The sequence below is a fragment of the Actinomycetospora sp. 2LY8.5 genome, assembly GCF_057180585.1.
The window spans coordinates 209,651-224,416 of record NZ_JBXUHE010000003.1 but is presented as its reverse complement, the minus strand read 5'-3'; the positions used below and the strand labels follow the sequence as shown (position 1 = coordinate 224,416).

The following is a 14,766-nucleotide window of genomic DNA, read 5'->3' as shown; positions in this document are numbered from 1 at the left end:
CGGCGGTCCCAGCTCAGCGGCATCAACCCCGGCGACCGCCTGGCCGTCCCCCTCGACCCGGATCGACCGGCGACGCCGCGACTGTTGCGGGCCGCCACTCCGGTGCTGGAGAGGTTGAGTGCGCAGCTTGCCCACACCGCGATCACCTTGGCCGACAGCGGCTCGTGGCTGGTCTGGCGCGCCGCGGCCGACCGGCGACTGCTGTCCGGACTCGATCGGATCTCCGCGGCCCCCGGGGCGCTCATGGCGGAGGAGGTCGCTGGGACGAACGGGCTGGGCACGGTCATCGAGGTCCGGGCCCCGATCATCGTGGCCGGTCCCGAGCACTACCTCGAGGACATGCAGGACTTCACCTGTGTCGGCGTGCCGGTCAAGGATCCGCTGACACAGCGCCTCGAAGGCATCGTCGCGCTCACCTGTCACTACCGGGACACCAACGAGCACCTTCTCCCGCTGGTGGCCGAGGCCGCCCGCGAGATCGAGACCCGGCTGCAGGACGGGGCCTCCACGCGCGAGCGCGCGTTGTTCGACGCCTTCGTCCGGATGGCCCGCTCCCCGGCCCTGGCCGTGGCGTCGTTGAACGACCAGTTCCTGTTCACCAACGCCCAGGCCGCCGAGCTGTTCGACCCCTCTGACCATGCATTGCTGTGGAACTGGGCGAAAGACAGCATGCGGCACTCGCGCACCATCACCGGCCGATTGACCCTCAGCCGCGGCGTCCCCGTTGACGTCCGCTGCTCCACCGTCGACGACGGCGCCACTCCGGCCGGCGTCCTCATCACGATGCGGTCCGGACGCGAAACACGACGACCGATCCGCCCGTCGATCGATCCCGCCCATCCGAACATGCCGATCTGGCAGCGCCTGCTCGAACAGGGAACCCAGCTGCTGGCCGATCGGCGCCGGATCGCGGTGCTCGGAGAGCAGGGCGCCGGCAAGCTCACCTTCGCCCGTGCCGTCCACGGCCTGACCAACCCCGGCACCGAGACCCTGGAGCTCGATTTCGCCGTCGACGACGTCGAACAGTTCGCGGAGCGCGTCCACGCACCCGAACTGACGGCCGTCCTGCGCCACGTCGACTGCCTGGATCGTCGCCGGACCCTGGCGTTGTGTGCGCACCTCGAGCGCTCGGCGGGTCGGGTTCTGTTCACGGTCGACCCGTCCCAGATCGAGCCCGGCCTGCTCAGCCGGCTGATCGACCGTACCGACGGTGCCCTCACCGTCCCCGCGCTGCGCGACCGCCGCGACGACCTTCCCGCACTGATCGTCGCGCTCCTGGGCGGGCTGAGCCCGGGTACCGGTCCCGTGCGCTGCGCCTCGAAATGCGTGGACGCCCTGATGCATCACGACCTCCCGGGCAACGTCGCCGAGCTCCGCCGCGTGCTGTCCACAGCGCTGGCGACGGCACGCGGCCGCGATATCACCCTTGAAGACCTGCCCTCCACCCACCAGGCGGTCAGCCGAGACGGGCGCCGCCTGGTCGCGCTGGAGGAAGCCGAACGCGCTGCGGTGGTTCAGGCGCTCCAGCGCCGTTCGTGGAACGCGGAGGTGGCTGCCACGGATCTGGGCATCTCGCGCGCGACGATCTACCGGAAGATGAAGACGCTCAACATCAAGCGTCCCGCCCGGAGCTGACCGCCGCCCGGCTGCCCGGGGCCGCTGTCCGTCCTTGCCCGTACCGGCCCAGGCGGACGACCGAGTCTCACCGGTGAGATCGAGCCCTCCGAGAATGAGACCCTCCCGCCTCCGCTCCGAATGGTGATGTAGCACGACTGGCGGGCAGTGAGGCCGGCCACGTCGCATGGAGGACCGATGGTCTCGCAGCAGGTGAACGAAATCGCCTCGACCGCTTACGCCGGGTGGCTCCGTGCGGACGCCACCGTCGAGGAGATGCGCACGGGCTTCGACCGGATGTGCCCAGAACCCCCCGGCGAGGCGTCGATCACGCCCGCCCGGATGGGAGGCGTCGACGGCAGCTGGGTCCGCGGTCCGTGGTCCGGGGCGACGACGATCCTGCACTTCCACGCCGGCGGCTACCTCATCGGGTCGCCGACCAGTCACCGGGATCTGGCCGTGCGGATGGGCCGGGCCGCGGGCGCGCAGGTATTCCTCGCCGACTACCGCCTCGCCCCGGAGAATCCCTTCCCCGCAGCCTTCGACGACGGCGTCGCCGCGTACAAGGGCATGATCGCCGACGGCATCGATCCCTCCTCTCTGGTGGTCTCGGGGGACTCGGCCGGTGGAGGCCTCGCCCTCGCGGTGATGGCGGCCGCGCGCGACAGTGGCGACGCCTTGCCGGCGGTGGGGGTGCTGATGTCCCCCTGGGCGGACCTGACCCTGAGCGGAGACTCCATGTCGGCGCGCGAGCCGATGGACCCGCTCGTGAGCCGTGCCGTCCTCACCGAGATGGCCCAGGGCTACCTGCAGGGCGCCGACCCCACGGACCACCGGGCGTCACCGCTGCTGGGCAACCTCGCGGGTCTGCCGCCGCTGTTGGCCCAGGCCGGCAGCAGCGAGGTCCTCGAGGACGACGCGGTCCGCATCGTCGACGGAGTACTCCGGGCCGGCGGCGACGCCGTCCTGCAGATCGGCTACGAGATGGTCCACGTCTTCCAGATGTTCGCCGATCAGCTCCCTGACGCCGACCGCGCGATCGAGCAGATCGGCGCCTTCGTCCGCCCGCGCGTGGGGAGCACGGACTCCGCCCCCCTGGCCTCGGCGCGCTCCTGGCCCTGAGGCGGGACATACCCGGGCGCACGCGGAGGGACCTCGGGGTGCGGAGGGACCTCGGGGTACAGCGCACCGGGTTCGACACCAAGGCCGCGGTGCGGATTCGAGCGGACGCCTTCGCCGCGCTCGACGATCGGACGGATCCGGCGGGCGTTCGAGCTCGAGCCGTTGTTCGTGGAGAGGCTCCACGATGTCGGCATCGTGACCACGAACCGCGGCGGACTCAGGCGCGGCGTTCGGCGGCCAGGAGCCCGGCGAGGCCGAGGAACGCGACGCCACTGATCTGGTCGAGCCGGCGCCGGACTCGGCGTGTGAGACCGATGCTGTGCAGCCGTCCACCCAACACCGTGTAGACGACGGCCGAGACCGCCTCCACCGCGATGTAGGCGAGCCCGAGCACGGCGAGGGCCTGCGGGGTGGCGCCTGTCGGCGGCGCGAACTGCGGGATGAACGAGGCGAACAACAGCAGCGCCTTCGGATTCGTGATCGCGACGGTGAACTCCTGCCGAACCAGCGCCCACCGCCCGCGGACCGGCTCCGTCGGAGTGACGGAGTCCGACGATCGCGAGCGCCAGGACTTCCACAGCAGCGACAGACCGAGCCAGCCGAGGTAGGCCACGCCGGCCCACTTGAGCACCGTGAACGCGGTCGCTGACGTGACGAGCACGGCTCCCAGACCGCCGGCTGCCAACGCGACGAGGATGACGAACGCAGAGAACCGACCGGCCAGCGCGATCGTGGCATCCGCCGTGCCCTGCCGTACCGCGTTGCGGAGACTCAGCAACTGGTTGGCGCCCGGCACCGCCGAGACGAGAAGCGCGGCCAACAGGAAGCCCAACCAGTCGATCATCTCCACGCCGACCCTCCCGTCGATGAGCTCCGTCGCCCGCCTCCGACCTCGGGAGCTCTTATGCCGACACCGTGCCGGAGTACCTCGGGCTCCGCGCGGTGGGTGTCTCCCCAGGCGACCCCGCGCTGTCCCGCACCACCGAGACCACGGCTTCCTGACGCCCGGTCCCGGCCCCACGCCCCGCGAATCGGAGACCTCATGGGTGTCCGGTCGGGCACGCCACTCACGACCCCGTGCCCGGTGTGGACGACGGCGTGCCGATCAAGGTTGTGGCGGACGTCGATGCCGAGCGGGGACGGGTGGCCATCGACCTGCGGGACAACCCCGACTGCGTACCCGCGGGGCTCAACCAGAGCGAGGCGACCGCGGTCAACAACGTCGTCACGGGCTTGTTCGACGTCCTCGACAGCGACATCCCGCACAACGCGGGCAGCTTCCGGTGCGTGGAGGTGTTCCTCCGGGAGAACTGCGTGGTGGGCATCCCGCTGCACCCGACCAGCTGCTCGATGGCGACACGAACATCGCCGACCGTCTCGTCAACGCCACCCAGTCCGCGTTCGCCGAGGTCGACGAGGTCGGCCTCGCGCACGGGGGCGCCGCCATGGGCGCCGACTTCGCGGTCATCTCGGGCACCGACCGCCGACGGAACGGTGCGCCCTACGTCAACCAGATCATCCTCGGCAACAACGGCGGCGGAGCGGCCGCCGACACCGACGGGTGGCTGACCCTCGCACTGCCGGTGACCGGCGGCCTCCTGCACCGCGACTCCGTGGAGACCACGGAGGAGAAGTACCCGGTGCTCGTCGACTCGCTGCGGCTCGTCGCCGACGGGGGCGGCGCCGGGCGGAGGCGCGACGCGCCGCCCGCCGAGCTCGTCTACGGGCCACGCGAAACGCCGTTGTTCGCCGCCTACGCCGGTGACGGCAGCCTGAACGCCGCGCGCGGGGTACGGGGCGGTCACGACGGAGCCCGCGCCCGTGCCCAGATCCTCGGCCGGGCCGACGACGCTCTCGACGTGCCGACCATCGGCGCCGAGCAACTCGTCCCCGGGGAGCGGATCCGCGCTCACGCCGCCGGCGGCGGCGGGTACGGCGATCCCCTCGAGCGTGAGCCCGAGCTGGTCCTCGGCGACGTGCTCGAAGGGTGGGTGACCCGAGCCGCGGCGCGCGAGGTCTACGGGGTCGTCCTCACCGGTGAGGTCGACGACGAGAGCCTGGCGGTCGACGCCGCAGCCACACAGTCAGCGCGCAGCTCGCTGCACAGCCGCGAGTGAGGACCCGCACTCGGGCCGGTCGGAGGCGTCGTCACCCCCCGAGCCACCTCGATCGTCTCGGGCGGGGCAGCGAGCTCATGGTGTCTCCTCCGGAGATGTGCGCGTCAGGCCCCCGAGCACCGTGTCGGCGTAGGCGGCGCCGATGTCGGCGGCGGGGACGGTCGAGGTCTCCGGGTTGAACCACCGGTTGGACCACGCGACCATGCCGAGGATCCCGTAGGCGATCACCCACGGCTTCGTCGTCGCGTGGAAGCTACCGTCGGCCAGCCCGTCCTCCACGATGGCGACGAGGACGTTCTCGTACCGCTTGTTGTAGCGGGCCATGGTGCGGCCCCACTGCGACCGGGGCGCCAGCACGCCGAGGTCCTCCTGGATGTACAGGTACAGGTAGGGGTAGTTCTCGGCGTAGGACACCATCAGCTCGGTGATCAGCGTCCGCAGCTTCTCCGGCGGCGTGCCCGGAGCCGCGAGGATCTCCTCCGCGCGCAGGCAGTTGCGCTCCACCGCGTCGCCGACGGCGGTGTGGAAGAGCTCTTCCTTGCTGCCGGCGTAATAGTAGATCGTCGCGCGGTCCATCCCGACGGCCTCGGCGATGTCACCGATCTTGGTGCCTCGGAACCCGTGCCGCTTGAACACGTCGCCGGCCGCCCGGACGATCGCTGCGCGCCGCTCCTGGTACGCCGCGCCGCCCTCGTCGAGCGCCGCGGCCCGGCGTCGTGCGATCGCGCTCTTCCCGGCCTCGGTCATCCGCCGCCCTCCTGCCGATCCCGGCGTCGTGCCGCACTGCGCTGGACGCACACGCGATCGTATCGAGCACTCAGGGCCAGAACGGTGCACGGAGCTCGCGCTTGAGCACCTTCCCCGCGGCGTTGCGGGGCAAGGCCTCCACCACGTCGATCGATGTCGGGCACTTGTAGCGGGCGAGCCGGGTGCGCACGTCGGCGAGCACCTCGTCGGGGTCGAGCGTCACTCCCGGCGCCGGCACGACGATCGCCTTGACCGTCTCTCCCCACCGCGGCGAGGGCACCCCGATGACGGCGACGTCGGCGACGGCCGGGTTCGCGGCCAGCGCGTTCTCGACCTCCGCGGGGTAGACGTTCTCACCGCCGGAGATGATGAGGTCCTTGATGCGGTCGTGCAGGTAGACGTAGCCCTCGGCGTCGCGGTAGGCGGCGTCACCGGTGCGCAGCCACCCGCCCTCGAGCAGCGTCGCCGCCGACTCCTCGGGCCGGTGCCAGTAGCCCGGGGTGTTCTGCCCGGACCGCACGCGGATCTCACCGACCTCGCCGACCGCGACCTCCTCCCCGGTGACCGGATCGACCAGCGTGATCTCCAGCCAGGGCAGCGGGAGCCCGACCGAGCGCAGCAGGTGCGGCCGGTCGTGGTCGGCCGGCGCGAGGCTGACGACGGTGCCTGCGGTCTCGGTCATCCCGTACACCGCCATGAAGCCGCAGCCCAGGCCGTCGATGGCGCGGCGCAGCAGCGCCTCGGTCATCGGCGCCCCGCCGTACGCGATTCGCTGCAGCGACGACAGGTCGGCCTGCCCGACGGCGGGTGAGGCGAGGATGGCGGCCACGATCGCCGGCACGGCGAAGGCGTGAGTGACCCGGTGGCGCTCCATGACCGCGACGAGGTGGTCGGGCGCCAGGTCGCAGAGCAGGACGGTGTGCCCGCCCTGGCCGAGCGCGGTGAGGCCGTAACCGATCCCGCCGATGTGGAACAGCGGTGAGGGCACCATGTTCACCGAGTCCGGCCCCATGCCGTAGAACTCGCGGCCCATCCGCGGGGTGAACGCGAGGTTGGCGTGGGTGAGCCGGGCGCCCTTGGGCAGGCCCGTGGTGCCGGAGCTGTACAGCTGCAGGACGACGTCGTCGGGCTCCGGGGCGTGCGTCACCGGCTGCTCCGACGCGGCGGCCAGCCAGCCCTCGTAGGAGTCCTCGAGCACCAACGGCCGCCGGTCCTCGGGCACGAGGACCAGCTGGTCACGGCCGCACACGAGCAGGGCGGGGTCGGCGTCCTCCAGGATCGCGAGGATCTCCGGGGCCGCCAGCCGCCAGTTGAGGGCGACGAGCACGACACCCGCCCGTGCCGCCCCGAACAGGAGCTCGAAGTACTCGGGACAGTTGCGCAGCAGGACCGCCGCACGGTCACCCGGGCGCAGACCTTGCCCGACGAGCGCCTGCGCGACGCGATGGGCGCGCCGGTCGAACTCCCCGAAGGTGACCGTGCGGTCGGGCTCCTCCCCCGCTGCTCCGCGGGCCCCGACGATCGTGATCGCCGGCCGCTGCGCTCCCAGAGCGGCCACCCGGGCCAGGGTGTCGCCGAGCGTGGCGTCCATGACCGGCGTCGGTTCGGTGGTGGTCATCAGTAGCTCTTCGGCAGGCCGAGGTTGTGCTGGGCGACGTGGTTGAGCACCATCTCGCGGCTCACCGGGGCGGTGCGGAACATCCGCGCGGCGAACCACAGGTCGGACAACCCGTACTCGTTGGACAGGCCGTTGCCGCCGTGGGTCTGGATCGCCTGGTCCACCGCGGCGGCCGCGGCCTCGCCGGCGGCGTACTTGGCGACGGTGGAGGCGCTGCCGGTGGCGGCCGCGTCGGCGCCCTCGTCGGTCAGCTTCGCGGCGTGCATGGTCATCAGGCGCGCGAGCTGGACCTCGACGAAGCACGTGGCCAGCGGGTGGGACACGCCCTGGTGGGCGCCGATCGGCGTCGACCACACGGTGCGGTCGGTGGCGTAGCGGGCCGCCCGGGCGAGCGCGAACCGGGCGATGCCGTTGGCCTGTGCGGCGGCGGTGACGCGCTCCGGGTTCAGCCCGGCGAAGACCTGGCGCAGGCCCGCGCCCTCCTCGCCGATCAGGTCGTCGCGTGTCACCCGCACGTCGTCGAAGAACGTCGTGAACTGGTTCTCGGGGATCTGCAGCGCCGAGTCGATCGGCTGGTACGACAGGCCCGGCGCGTCGGTCGGCACCAGGAACATCGAGATCGGGTGGCGGCCCCGCTCGTCCGGGTCGGTGCCGCGGGCCACGACGATGACGGCGTCGGCGTCGTCGAGGCCCGAGGTCCAGTACTTCTGGCCACGGATGCGCCAGGCGCCGTCGCCGTCGGCGTGGGCCGTCGTCGTGATGTTGTGGGTGTTGGTGCCGGCGTCGGGCTCGGTGATGGCGAAGGCGATGCGCTTCGTGCCGTCGGCGACGCCCGCGAGCCACTGCTGCTTCTGCGCCTCGGACGCGTGCGCGGTGAGCAACGACCCGGCGATGGCCGGCGAGATCACCAGCATGAACAGCGGGCAGCCCGCGGCCGAGGTCTCCTCGATGACGATCGCCAGGTCGGTCAGCCCTCCCCCGCCGCCGCCGTACTCCTCGGGCAGGTGCACGCCGAGGTAGCCGGCGCGGCCCAGGTCCGCCCAGAGCTCGTCCGGGCGCGCTCCACGTCGCGTCACGTCTTGGAAGTAGCTCCGGCCGTAGCTGCCCACCAGCTTGGCCACGCTCTCGCGCAGCGCCCGGCGTTCCTCGGTGTCGAGGAGAAGGTCGTCCTTCACGAGTCCGTCGGCCACGTCGCCTCCACGCTCTCAACAGCAGTGTTGACGGTAGACCGGCCTGTTCGGCGTCGTCAACGCCAGGCGTAGAACCCCTGTCCGGTCTTGCGGCCGAGGTGGCCCTGCGCGACGAGGCGCCGGAGGATCCCGGGCGCGGCGTAGCGCTCGCCGTAGACGCTCGACAGGTGCCGTGCGATGTCGAGGCGGACGTCGAGCCCGACGACGTCGGAGAGCCGCAGCGGACCGATCGGGTGCCCGTAGGCGAGCACGGCGGCCTTGTCGATGTCCTCGGCGGTCGCCACCTCCTCCTCGAGGATCCGCATGGCCTCGAAGGCCGCGATGTTGTCGAGCCGGCTGGTGGCGAACCCGGGCACGTCGCGGACGACGATCGACTCCTTGCCGATCGTCGTGGCGTAGTCCTGCGCCGCGGCGACGGCGACCTCGTCGCTCGACCGGCCGCGCACGACCTCCACCAGTGGCAGCGACCACACCGGGTTGAAGAAGTGCATGCCGAGGAAGGCGGCCGGCCGGGCCAGGTCCTCGGCCAGGGCGTCGATCGAGATCGAGCTGGTGTTGGAGGCCAGCAGCCGGGGCTCGCGCGCCTCGGCCGCCCTCAGGACCTCGACCTTGAGCTCGGGGATCTCCGGCACGGACTCGACGACGAGGTCGAGGCCGGTGGCGAGACCGGCGACGTCCTCGACGACGTCGAGCAGCGCGGGCAGGCGCTCGGCGACGGCCGGATCGAGCTTGCCCTTCTCGGCGCCCGTGCGGGCCCGCTGCGCGAGCTCGCCGACCAGGGCCACCGCGCGGATGGCGTCGGGCTCCACCACCGTCGTCGGCAGGCCCGCGGCGGCGAACACGTAGGCGATGCCGCGGCCCATGGTGCCGCCCCCGACCACCCCGACCCTCCCCGTCGCTGCGCTCGCCCCGGCGACACTCATGCCGCCCTCCTGCGTTGCTCCGCGATCCAGGTGACGAGGGTGGCCGTCTGCGGCAGCTCCCCGGCCATGCCGAGGAAGCCGTGGATCATGTCCGGCCAGTCCCGCAGCGCCACGTCGACGCCGGCCGCGCGCAGCCTGGCCGCGTAGGCCACGCCCTCGTCGTGCAGAGGGTCGAAGCCCGCGACGGCGATCGACGCGGGTGGCAGTCCGGGGAGCTCGTCGTCGTCCGCGAGCAGTGGGGCGGCGTCCGGCGTCGCGGGCCGGCCGCCGAGGTAGTGCTCCCAGAACCACGCCATGTCGGCGTGGGTGAGCAGGTGGCCGTCGTTGTTCGCCGGGTAGCCGTCCGGTCCGGGCGGCGCGAGGGGCGGGTAGACGAGGACCTGGCGGGCGATGCGGCCGCGCAGCCTGCGCGCGACGGCGGCGGCGAGGGTGCCGCCCGCGCTGTCGCCGGCCAGGACGAGCCCGGCCGGGTCCGCGCCGAGGTCGGCCGCGTGCTCGGCGAGCCAGGCCGTCGCGGCCTCGGCGTCGTCCACCGCGCCGGGGAACGGCGTCTCGGGCGCGCGGCGGTACTCGACGGAGACGACGACCGACCGCGCCGCCCTGGCGATGGCCCGGCAGGGACGGTCCGCGTTCACGACGCTGCCGGTCACCCAGCCGCCGCCGTGGAACCAGACGGTCAGCGGGAGCGTCTGCCCGAGAGCGGGGTGGTAGACGCGCGCCGGGACAGGGCCGTCCCCACCGGCGACGAGCACGTCGCGGGTGTCGACCTTCTCCGGCTCGCCCTGCATCCACCGCGCGGCCTCGACGGCGTGCCGCGCGCGCAGCACGCCGATCTCGGCGTAGGGCCGCAGCCCCAGCTCGGTGAGCCGGCGCAGCAGGTCGGCGGCCTCGGGGGCGAGGCCCGCGTCGGACCCGGTCATCGGGTCAGGGCTCGGTGGACGCCGAGCCGGTCGCGGACGACGTGGCCGGACAGGGCGCCGTCGGGGGCGACGTCGAGCAGCGCGGCGAGCCCCTGGGTGACCTCGGCGCCGGGGGCGGCGTCGACGCCGGGCAGACCCCCGGCGTAGCGGCCACGGGCCAGGCCGTGGACCGCGACCCGTCGTCCGGCGGTGACGAGGACGTCGACCGTGATCGTGGAGTCCTCGAGCAGGTCGGCGGTCGTGGACCCGTCGTCGAACGTGATGCCGGGCCGGGCGGGAGCCCCGTCGTCGAGCCACGCCCGCACGGACCGCTCCGCCTCCGCATCGGGGTCGGCCGGGAGCTCGGTCCAGGGGGCGACCATGGGCGGGTCGACCGGGTCGGGGCAACCGGTGATCAGTTGGCGGCGCCGACCGAGGTAGTCCTCCTCGGTCGCGTTGTGCACGAGGACCCCGTTCTCGGCCCGGAACAGCCCGATCCCCCGCCACGCCGCGGAGCCGCCGCGCTCGGAGGCGCCGTGCTCGGTGAAGCGCAGCGCAGCGTGACCGTCCGGGGTGTACACCGCGTCGTGGACGGTGACGGTGAGACCGGGGAAGCGGGCCAGCTGGGCGCTCGTGGCCTCGAGGTAGGCCCCGCGGCCGGGCATCTGCACCCCCGCGATGTCGATGGCGTAGTGCGGCGCGAGGATCTCCGGCACGACCGCGGCGTCCGCCCGGTCGAGCCAGTCCACGACGAAGCGCCGCATCAGCGCGCCCATCGGGTGGATGTCCACATCGACCTCCTAGTGTCAACCCTAGTGTTGACGAGCGCGGCCGTGGTGTCCAGGCTGGCGCGATGGAGAGCAGCGGGGTACGCACCGAGCGCCCGGCCGAGAGGATCCTGCTGATCACCCTGGACCGTCCCGAGAAGCGCAACGCGATCGACGGCGCCACCAGCCGGGCGATCGCCACGACGCTCGACGCGTTCGACGCCGACCCGGAGCTGTCGGTCGGCGTGCTCACCGGCGCGGGCGGCACGTTCTGTGCCGGGATGGACCTGCGCGCTTTCCTCGACGGTGACGCCCCGGAGGTCCCCGGCCGCGGCTTCGGCGGCCTCACCCAGGCGCCGCCCGCGAAACCGCTGATCGCCGCGGTCGAGGGTTACGCGCTCGCCGGCGGCTGCGAGCTGGTGCTGGCGTGCGACCTGGTGGTCGCCGCCTCCGACGCCGTGTTCGGACTGCCGGAGGTCGGCCTCGGGCTGATCGCCGGCTCGGGTGGGCTGCTCCGCCTACCGCAGCGGGTCCCGCGGACCGTGGCCACCGAACTGGCGTTGACCGGCGACCGTTTCGGCGCGGTCGACGCCCACCGCTGGGGCCTGGTGAACCGGCTCGTGGAGCCCGACCGGGCCGCTGCGGGCGCGGTCGAGCTGGCCGCACGGATCGCCCGCAACGCCCCGCTGGCCCTCGCCGCGACCAAGCGCCTGCTCGCCGCGAGCGACCTGCCGGTCGAGGAGACGTGGGCCCGTCAGGAGAGCGAGCTCGTCGCCATCAAGGCCACCGCCGACGCGCGGGAGGGCGCGCGGGCGTTCTCCGAGAAGCGCGCCCCCCGGTGGTCGGGCCGATGACCCCTCACGCTGGTCAACACATATGTTGACGCCGGTCCGATCGTCGCCCTACCCTCGTCCCATGCGCGAGGTCGACATGCTCGTGGTCGGTGCCGGCTTCGCCGGGCTCCGCAGCCTGCACACGTTCCGCGAGCGCGGGCTGGAGGTCGCCGTCGTCGAGGCCAACGACGGGCTCGGCGGCGTCTGGTACGTCAACCGCTACCCGGGGGCGCGCTGCGACGTCGAGAGCCACGACTACTCGCTGTCGTTCTCCCCGGAGCTCGAGCAGGAGTGGCGCTGGAGCGAGCGCTACGCGACCCAGCCGGAGATCCTGCGCTACGTCGAGCACGTCGCCGACCGCTTCGACCTGCGCCGCGACGTGCACCTGTCCACGCGCATGACCCGCGCCGTCTACGACGAGGACGCGCACCGCTGGACGGTGACCACCGACGGCGCCTGCGCCGGCACCTGGAGCGCCCGGTACCTCGTGATGGCGACCGGGCAGCTGTCGGTGACCAAGAAGCCGCAGCTCGAGGGCCAGGACGACTTCCGCGGTCGGATCCTGCACACCGGCGCGTGGCCGCACGAGCACGTCGACGTCGCGGGTCGGCGGGTCGGCGTCATCGGCACCGGCTCGTCGGGCACCCAGCTCGTCCCAGTGCTCGCCCGCGAGGCCGGGCACCTCACGGTGTTCCAGCGCACCCCGAACTTCTCGATCCCGGCCAACAACGCCCCGCTGTCCGACGAGCGCGACGCCGAGGTCAAGGCCACCTACCGCGAGCGGCGCGAGCGGGCGCAGCAGTCCCCGAGCGGGCTGGGGTTCACACCCAACAAGCAGTCCGCGGTGGAGGTCTCGCCGGACGACCGGCAGGCGCTCTACGAGGAGCAGTGGAAGACCGCGGGGTTCGGCTTCCTGCTCGCCTACCACGACCTCATGCTCGACGAGCGCGCCAACGACACCGCCGCCGACTTCATCCGGGAGAAGATCGCCGAGAAGGTCGACGACCCGGCGACGGCGGAGCGCCTGATGCCCCGCGGCTACCCCTTCGGCGCCAAGCGGCCCCCGGTCGACTCGGGCTACTTCGAGACGTTCAACCGCGAGAACGTCGACCTGGTCGACATGCGCGAAACCCCGCTCGAGCGGATCACCGAGAACGGCATCCGCACGACCGCCGGCGAGATCGAGCTCGACGTGATCGTGTGGGCCACCGGGTTCGACGCCATGACCGGCGCCCTGCTCAAGCCCGAGATCGTCGGGCGGGACGGGCGGACGCTGCGCGAGCACTGGGACGCCGGCCCACGGACCTACCTCGGCATCGGCGCCACCGGCTTCCCGAACCTCTTCGTCATCGCCGGCCCCGGGAGCCCCTCCCTGCTGTCGAACGTGCTGCTCTCGATCGAGGCCCACGTCGACTGGATCGCGGGCCTGCTCGACCGCGCCGCGTCCACGGGCGCCGACGAGGTCGAGGTCTCCGCCCGGGCGGAGGCCGACTGGGTCGCGCACGTCAACGAGCGGGCCGCGGCGACGCTGTACCCGCGGGCGGCCTCCTACTACATGGGCGCCGAGGTGCCCGGCAAGCCGCAGGTGTTCATGCCCTATGTCGGCGGTGTGCGCGGCTACCGCCGTGTCCTCGAGAAGGTCGTCGCCGACGACTACGAGGGCTTCGTCTTCACCGCGGCCGGATCCGACCTGGTCCGCGCCGGCTGACCCACACTCCCGACGGACGAAGGAGTTCGGCTGTGTCCCGTATGCGTTTCGGCATCTTCCTGCCGCCCCACCACGTGCCGGTCGGCCAGAACCCGACCTGGTCCCTGCAGCGCGACGTGGAGCTCGTCCAGCGTCTCGACGCGATGGGCTTCGACGAGGCCTGGTTCGGCGAGCACCACTCGTGCGGCGTCGAGCTGATCGGCGACCCGCTGCTGTTCATCGCGCACGTCGCCCAGGTCACCAGGCACATGAAGCTCGGCACCGGCGTGCTGTCGCTGCCGTACCACAACCCGTTCCTCGTGGCCGACCGCCTGATGATGCTCGACCACCTCACCCGCGGGCGCGTGATCCTCGGCGTCGGCCCCGGCGCGCTGGCCACCGACGCCGAGATGCTCGGGATCGACCCCGCCGACGCCCGCGCCGCGCTCGAGACCGACGTCGACGTGCTCATGCACCTGCTGAACAACGACGAGCCGATCTCCGTCGACACCGGTCGCTACAAGCTGGTCGACGCCCGCCTGCAGCTCGACGCCTACTCCGACCCGCACCCCGAGATCGCCACCGCGGCGATCGTCTCGCCGTCCGGTCCGCGCCTGGTCGGCAAGCACGGGCTCGGGATGATCTCCATCGGCGCGACGATGAGCGCCGCCGGCTTCGACGCGCTGGGCCACCACTGGGACGTCGTCGAGGAGAAGGCCGCCGAGCACGGCACGTCGCCGAACCGCGAGAGCTGGCGCCTGGTCGGTCCGATGCACCTGGCCGACACGAAGGACCAGGCGATCAAGGACGTCGAGTACGGCATCAACGAGTGGTTCGACTACCTCCAGCACACCGCGTCCGCGCCGCAGCTCGGCGTCGAGGGCAAGAACACCAAGGAGCGCATCGAGTTCGTCATCGAGAGCGGGATGGGCGTGATCGGCACCGTCGACGACGCGATCTCGCAGATCGAACGGCTCGAGGAGCAGTCCAAGGGCGGCTTCGGCTGCTATCTCATGTTCGCCCACAACTGGGCGCCGTGGGAGGCGACGCTGCACCACTACCACCTGTTCGCCAACCACGTGATCCCGAAGTTCAAGCGCACCGACCGCCGGCTGCTCGCCAACGAGGCCTGGACCCGCAGCGTGCGCGAGCCCCTGGCCGCCAAGCAGTGGGACGCCATCAACGCCTGGTCGGCCAAGCACCAGGCCGAGCGCGAGGCGAAGCAGGCCGCCTCGGCCCGGGCGTGACC

The 14,766-nt window shown here is 72.4% G+C and carries 13 protein-coding genes and 1 pseudogene; 7 read left to right on the top strand and 7 right to left on the bottom strand.

Going from position 1 to position 14,766, the window contains the following annotated elements; genetic code table 11:
- The first annotated feature begins 309 nt into the window (after positions 1 to 309).
- Together AC2A1K_RS05480 and AC2A1K_RS05475 are read left to right on the top strand one after the other, a co-directional pair.
- Positions 310 to 1,635 carry an AAA-type ATPase lid domain-containing protein gene (locus AC2A1K_RS05480; protein ID WP_483895310.1) on the top strand — a complete coding sequence of 442 codons (1,326 nt, stop codon included), beginning with the start codon at positions 310 to 312 and terminating at the stop codon, positions 1,633 to 1,635.
- A 177-nt stretch (positions 1,636 to 1,812) separates the two neighbouring features.
- Positions 1,813 to 2,736 (top strand): alpha/beta hydrolase, encoded by a 924-nt coding sequence (locus AC2A1K_RS05475; RefSeq protein WP_483895309.1) that lies wholly within the window; start codon positions 1,813 to 1,815, stop codon positions 2,734 to 2,736.
- Between the two features lie 217 nt (positions 2,737 to 2,953).
- Here AC2A1K_RS05475 and AC2A1K_RS05470 read toward each other — a convergent pair whose 3' ends face one another.
- Positions 2,954 to 3,580, bottom strand: a complete 627-nt coding sequence (locus AC2A1K_RS05470) for a LysE family translocator (RefSeq protein WP_483895482.1) — start codon at positions 3,578 to 3,580, stop codon at positions 2,954 to 2,956.
- Positions 3,581 to 3,813: 233 nt separating this feature from the next.
- On the opposite strand from AC2A1K_RS05470, the pseudogene AC2A1K_RS05465 reads away from it, so the two are divergent.
- Positions 3,814 to 4,050: pseudogene (locus AC2A1K_RS05465) on the top strand (hydantoinase B/oxoprolinase family protein); the annotation flags it as partial.
- On the top strand, positions 4,020 to 4,853 hold the full coding sequence (locus AC2A1K_RS05460) for a hydantoinase B/oxoprolinase family protein (protein ID WP_483895308.1): 834 nt from the start codon (positions 4,020 to 4,022) through the stop codon (positions 4,851 to 4,853). The pseudogene AC2A1K_RS05465 and the gene AC2A1K_RS05460, both read left to right, overlap by 31 nt.
- 75 nt (positions 4,854 to 4,928) lie before the next feature.
- Here AC2A1K_RS05460 and AC2A1K_RS05455 read toward each other — a convergent pair whose 3' ends face one another.
- The 6 genes from AC2A1K_RS05455 to AC2A1K_RS05430 all read right to left on the bottom strand — a co-directional run bounded on the left by AC2A1K_RS05455 (position 4,929) and on the right by AC2A1K_RS05430 (position 11,021).
- Positions 4,929 to 5,600, bottom strand: a complete 672-nt coding sequence (locus AC2A1K_RS05455) for a TetR/AcrR family transcriptional regulator (RefSeq protein WP_483895307.1) — start codon at positions 5,598 to 5,600, stop codon at positions 4,929 to 4,931.
- Positions 5,601 to 5,670: 70 nt separating this feature from the next.
- Positions 5,671 to 7,218, bottom strand: coding sequence for an AMP-binding protein (locus AC2A1K_RS05450; RefSeq protein WP_483895306.1), 1,548 nt, complete (start codon positions 7,216 to 7,218; stop codon positions 5,671 to 5,673).
- Positions 7,218 to 8,408 carry an acyl-CoA dehydrogenase family protein gene (locus AC2A1K_RS05445; RefSeq protein ID WP_483895305.1) on the bottom strand — a complete coding sequence of 397 codons (1,191 nt, stop codon included), beginning with the start codon at positions 8,406 to 8,408 and terminating at the stop codon, positions 7,218 to 7,220. Before AC2A1K_RS05445 ends, AC2A1K_RS05450 begins: the two co-directional genes overlap by 1 nt.
- 56 nt (positions 8,409 to 8,464) lie before the next feature.
- Positions 8,465 to 9,331 (bottom strand): 3-hydroxyacyl-CoA dehydrogenase family protein, encoded by an 867-nt coding sequence (locus AC2A1K_RS05440; RefSeq protein WP_483895304.1) that lies wholly within the window; start codon positions 9,329 to 9,331, stop codon positions 8,465 to 8,467.
- Positions 9,328 to 10,251 (bottom strand): alpha/beta hydrolase, encoded by a 924-nt coding sequence (locus tag AC2A1K_RS05435; protein WP_483895303.1) that lies wholly within the window; start codon positions 10,249 to 10,251, stop codon positions 9,328 to 9,330. The genes AC2A1K_RS05440 and AC2A1K_RS05435 overlap by 4 nt, the downstream gene beginning before the upstream one ends.
- Positions 10,248 to 11,021, bottom strand: coding sequence for a nuclear transport factor 2 family protein (locus tag AC2A1K_RS05430; protein ID WP_483895302.1), 774 nt, complete (start codon positions 11,019 to 11,021; stop codon positions 10,248 to 10,250). The genes AC2A1K_RS05435 and AC2A1K_RS05430 overlap by 4 nt, the downstream gene beginning before the upstream one ends.
- A 62-nt stretch (positions 11,022 to 11,083) precedes the next feature.
- On the opposite strand from AC2A1K_RS05430, the gene AC2A1K_RS05425 reads away from it, so the two are divergent.
- The 3 genes from AC2A1K_RS05425 (at position 11,084) to AC2A1K_RS05415 (ending at position 14,764) form a co-directional block, all read left to right on the top strand.
- On the top strand, positions 11,084 to 11,851 hold the full coding sequence (locus tag AC2A1K_RS05425; protein ID WP_483895301.1) for a crotonase/enoyl-CoA hydratase family protein: 768 nt from the start codon (positions 11,084 to 11,086) through the stop codon (positions 11,849 to 11,851).
- A gap of 61 nt (positions 11,852 to 11,912) precedes the next feature.
- Positions 11,913 to 13,538, top strand: a complete 1,626-nt coding sequence (locus AC2A1K_RS05420; RefSeq protein WP_483895300.1) for a flavin-containing monooxygenase — start codon at positions 11,913 to 11,915, stop codon at positions 13,536 to 13,538.
- A 41-nt stretch (positions 13,539 to 13,579) separates the two neighbouring features.
- Entirely contained in the window at positions 13,580 to 14,764 is a 1,185-nt protein-coding gene (locus AC2A1K_RS05415; protein WP_483895481.1) for an LLM class flavin-dependent oxidoreductase, read from the top strand.
- Positions 14,765 to 14,766 lie beyond the last annotated feature (2 nt).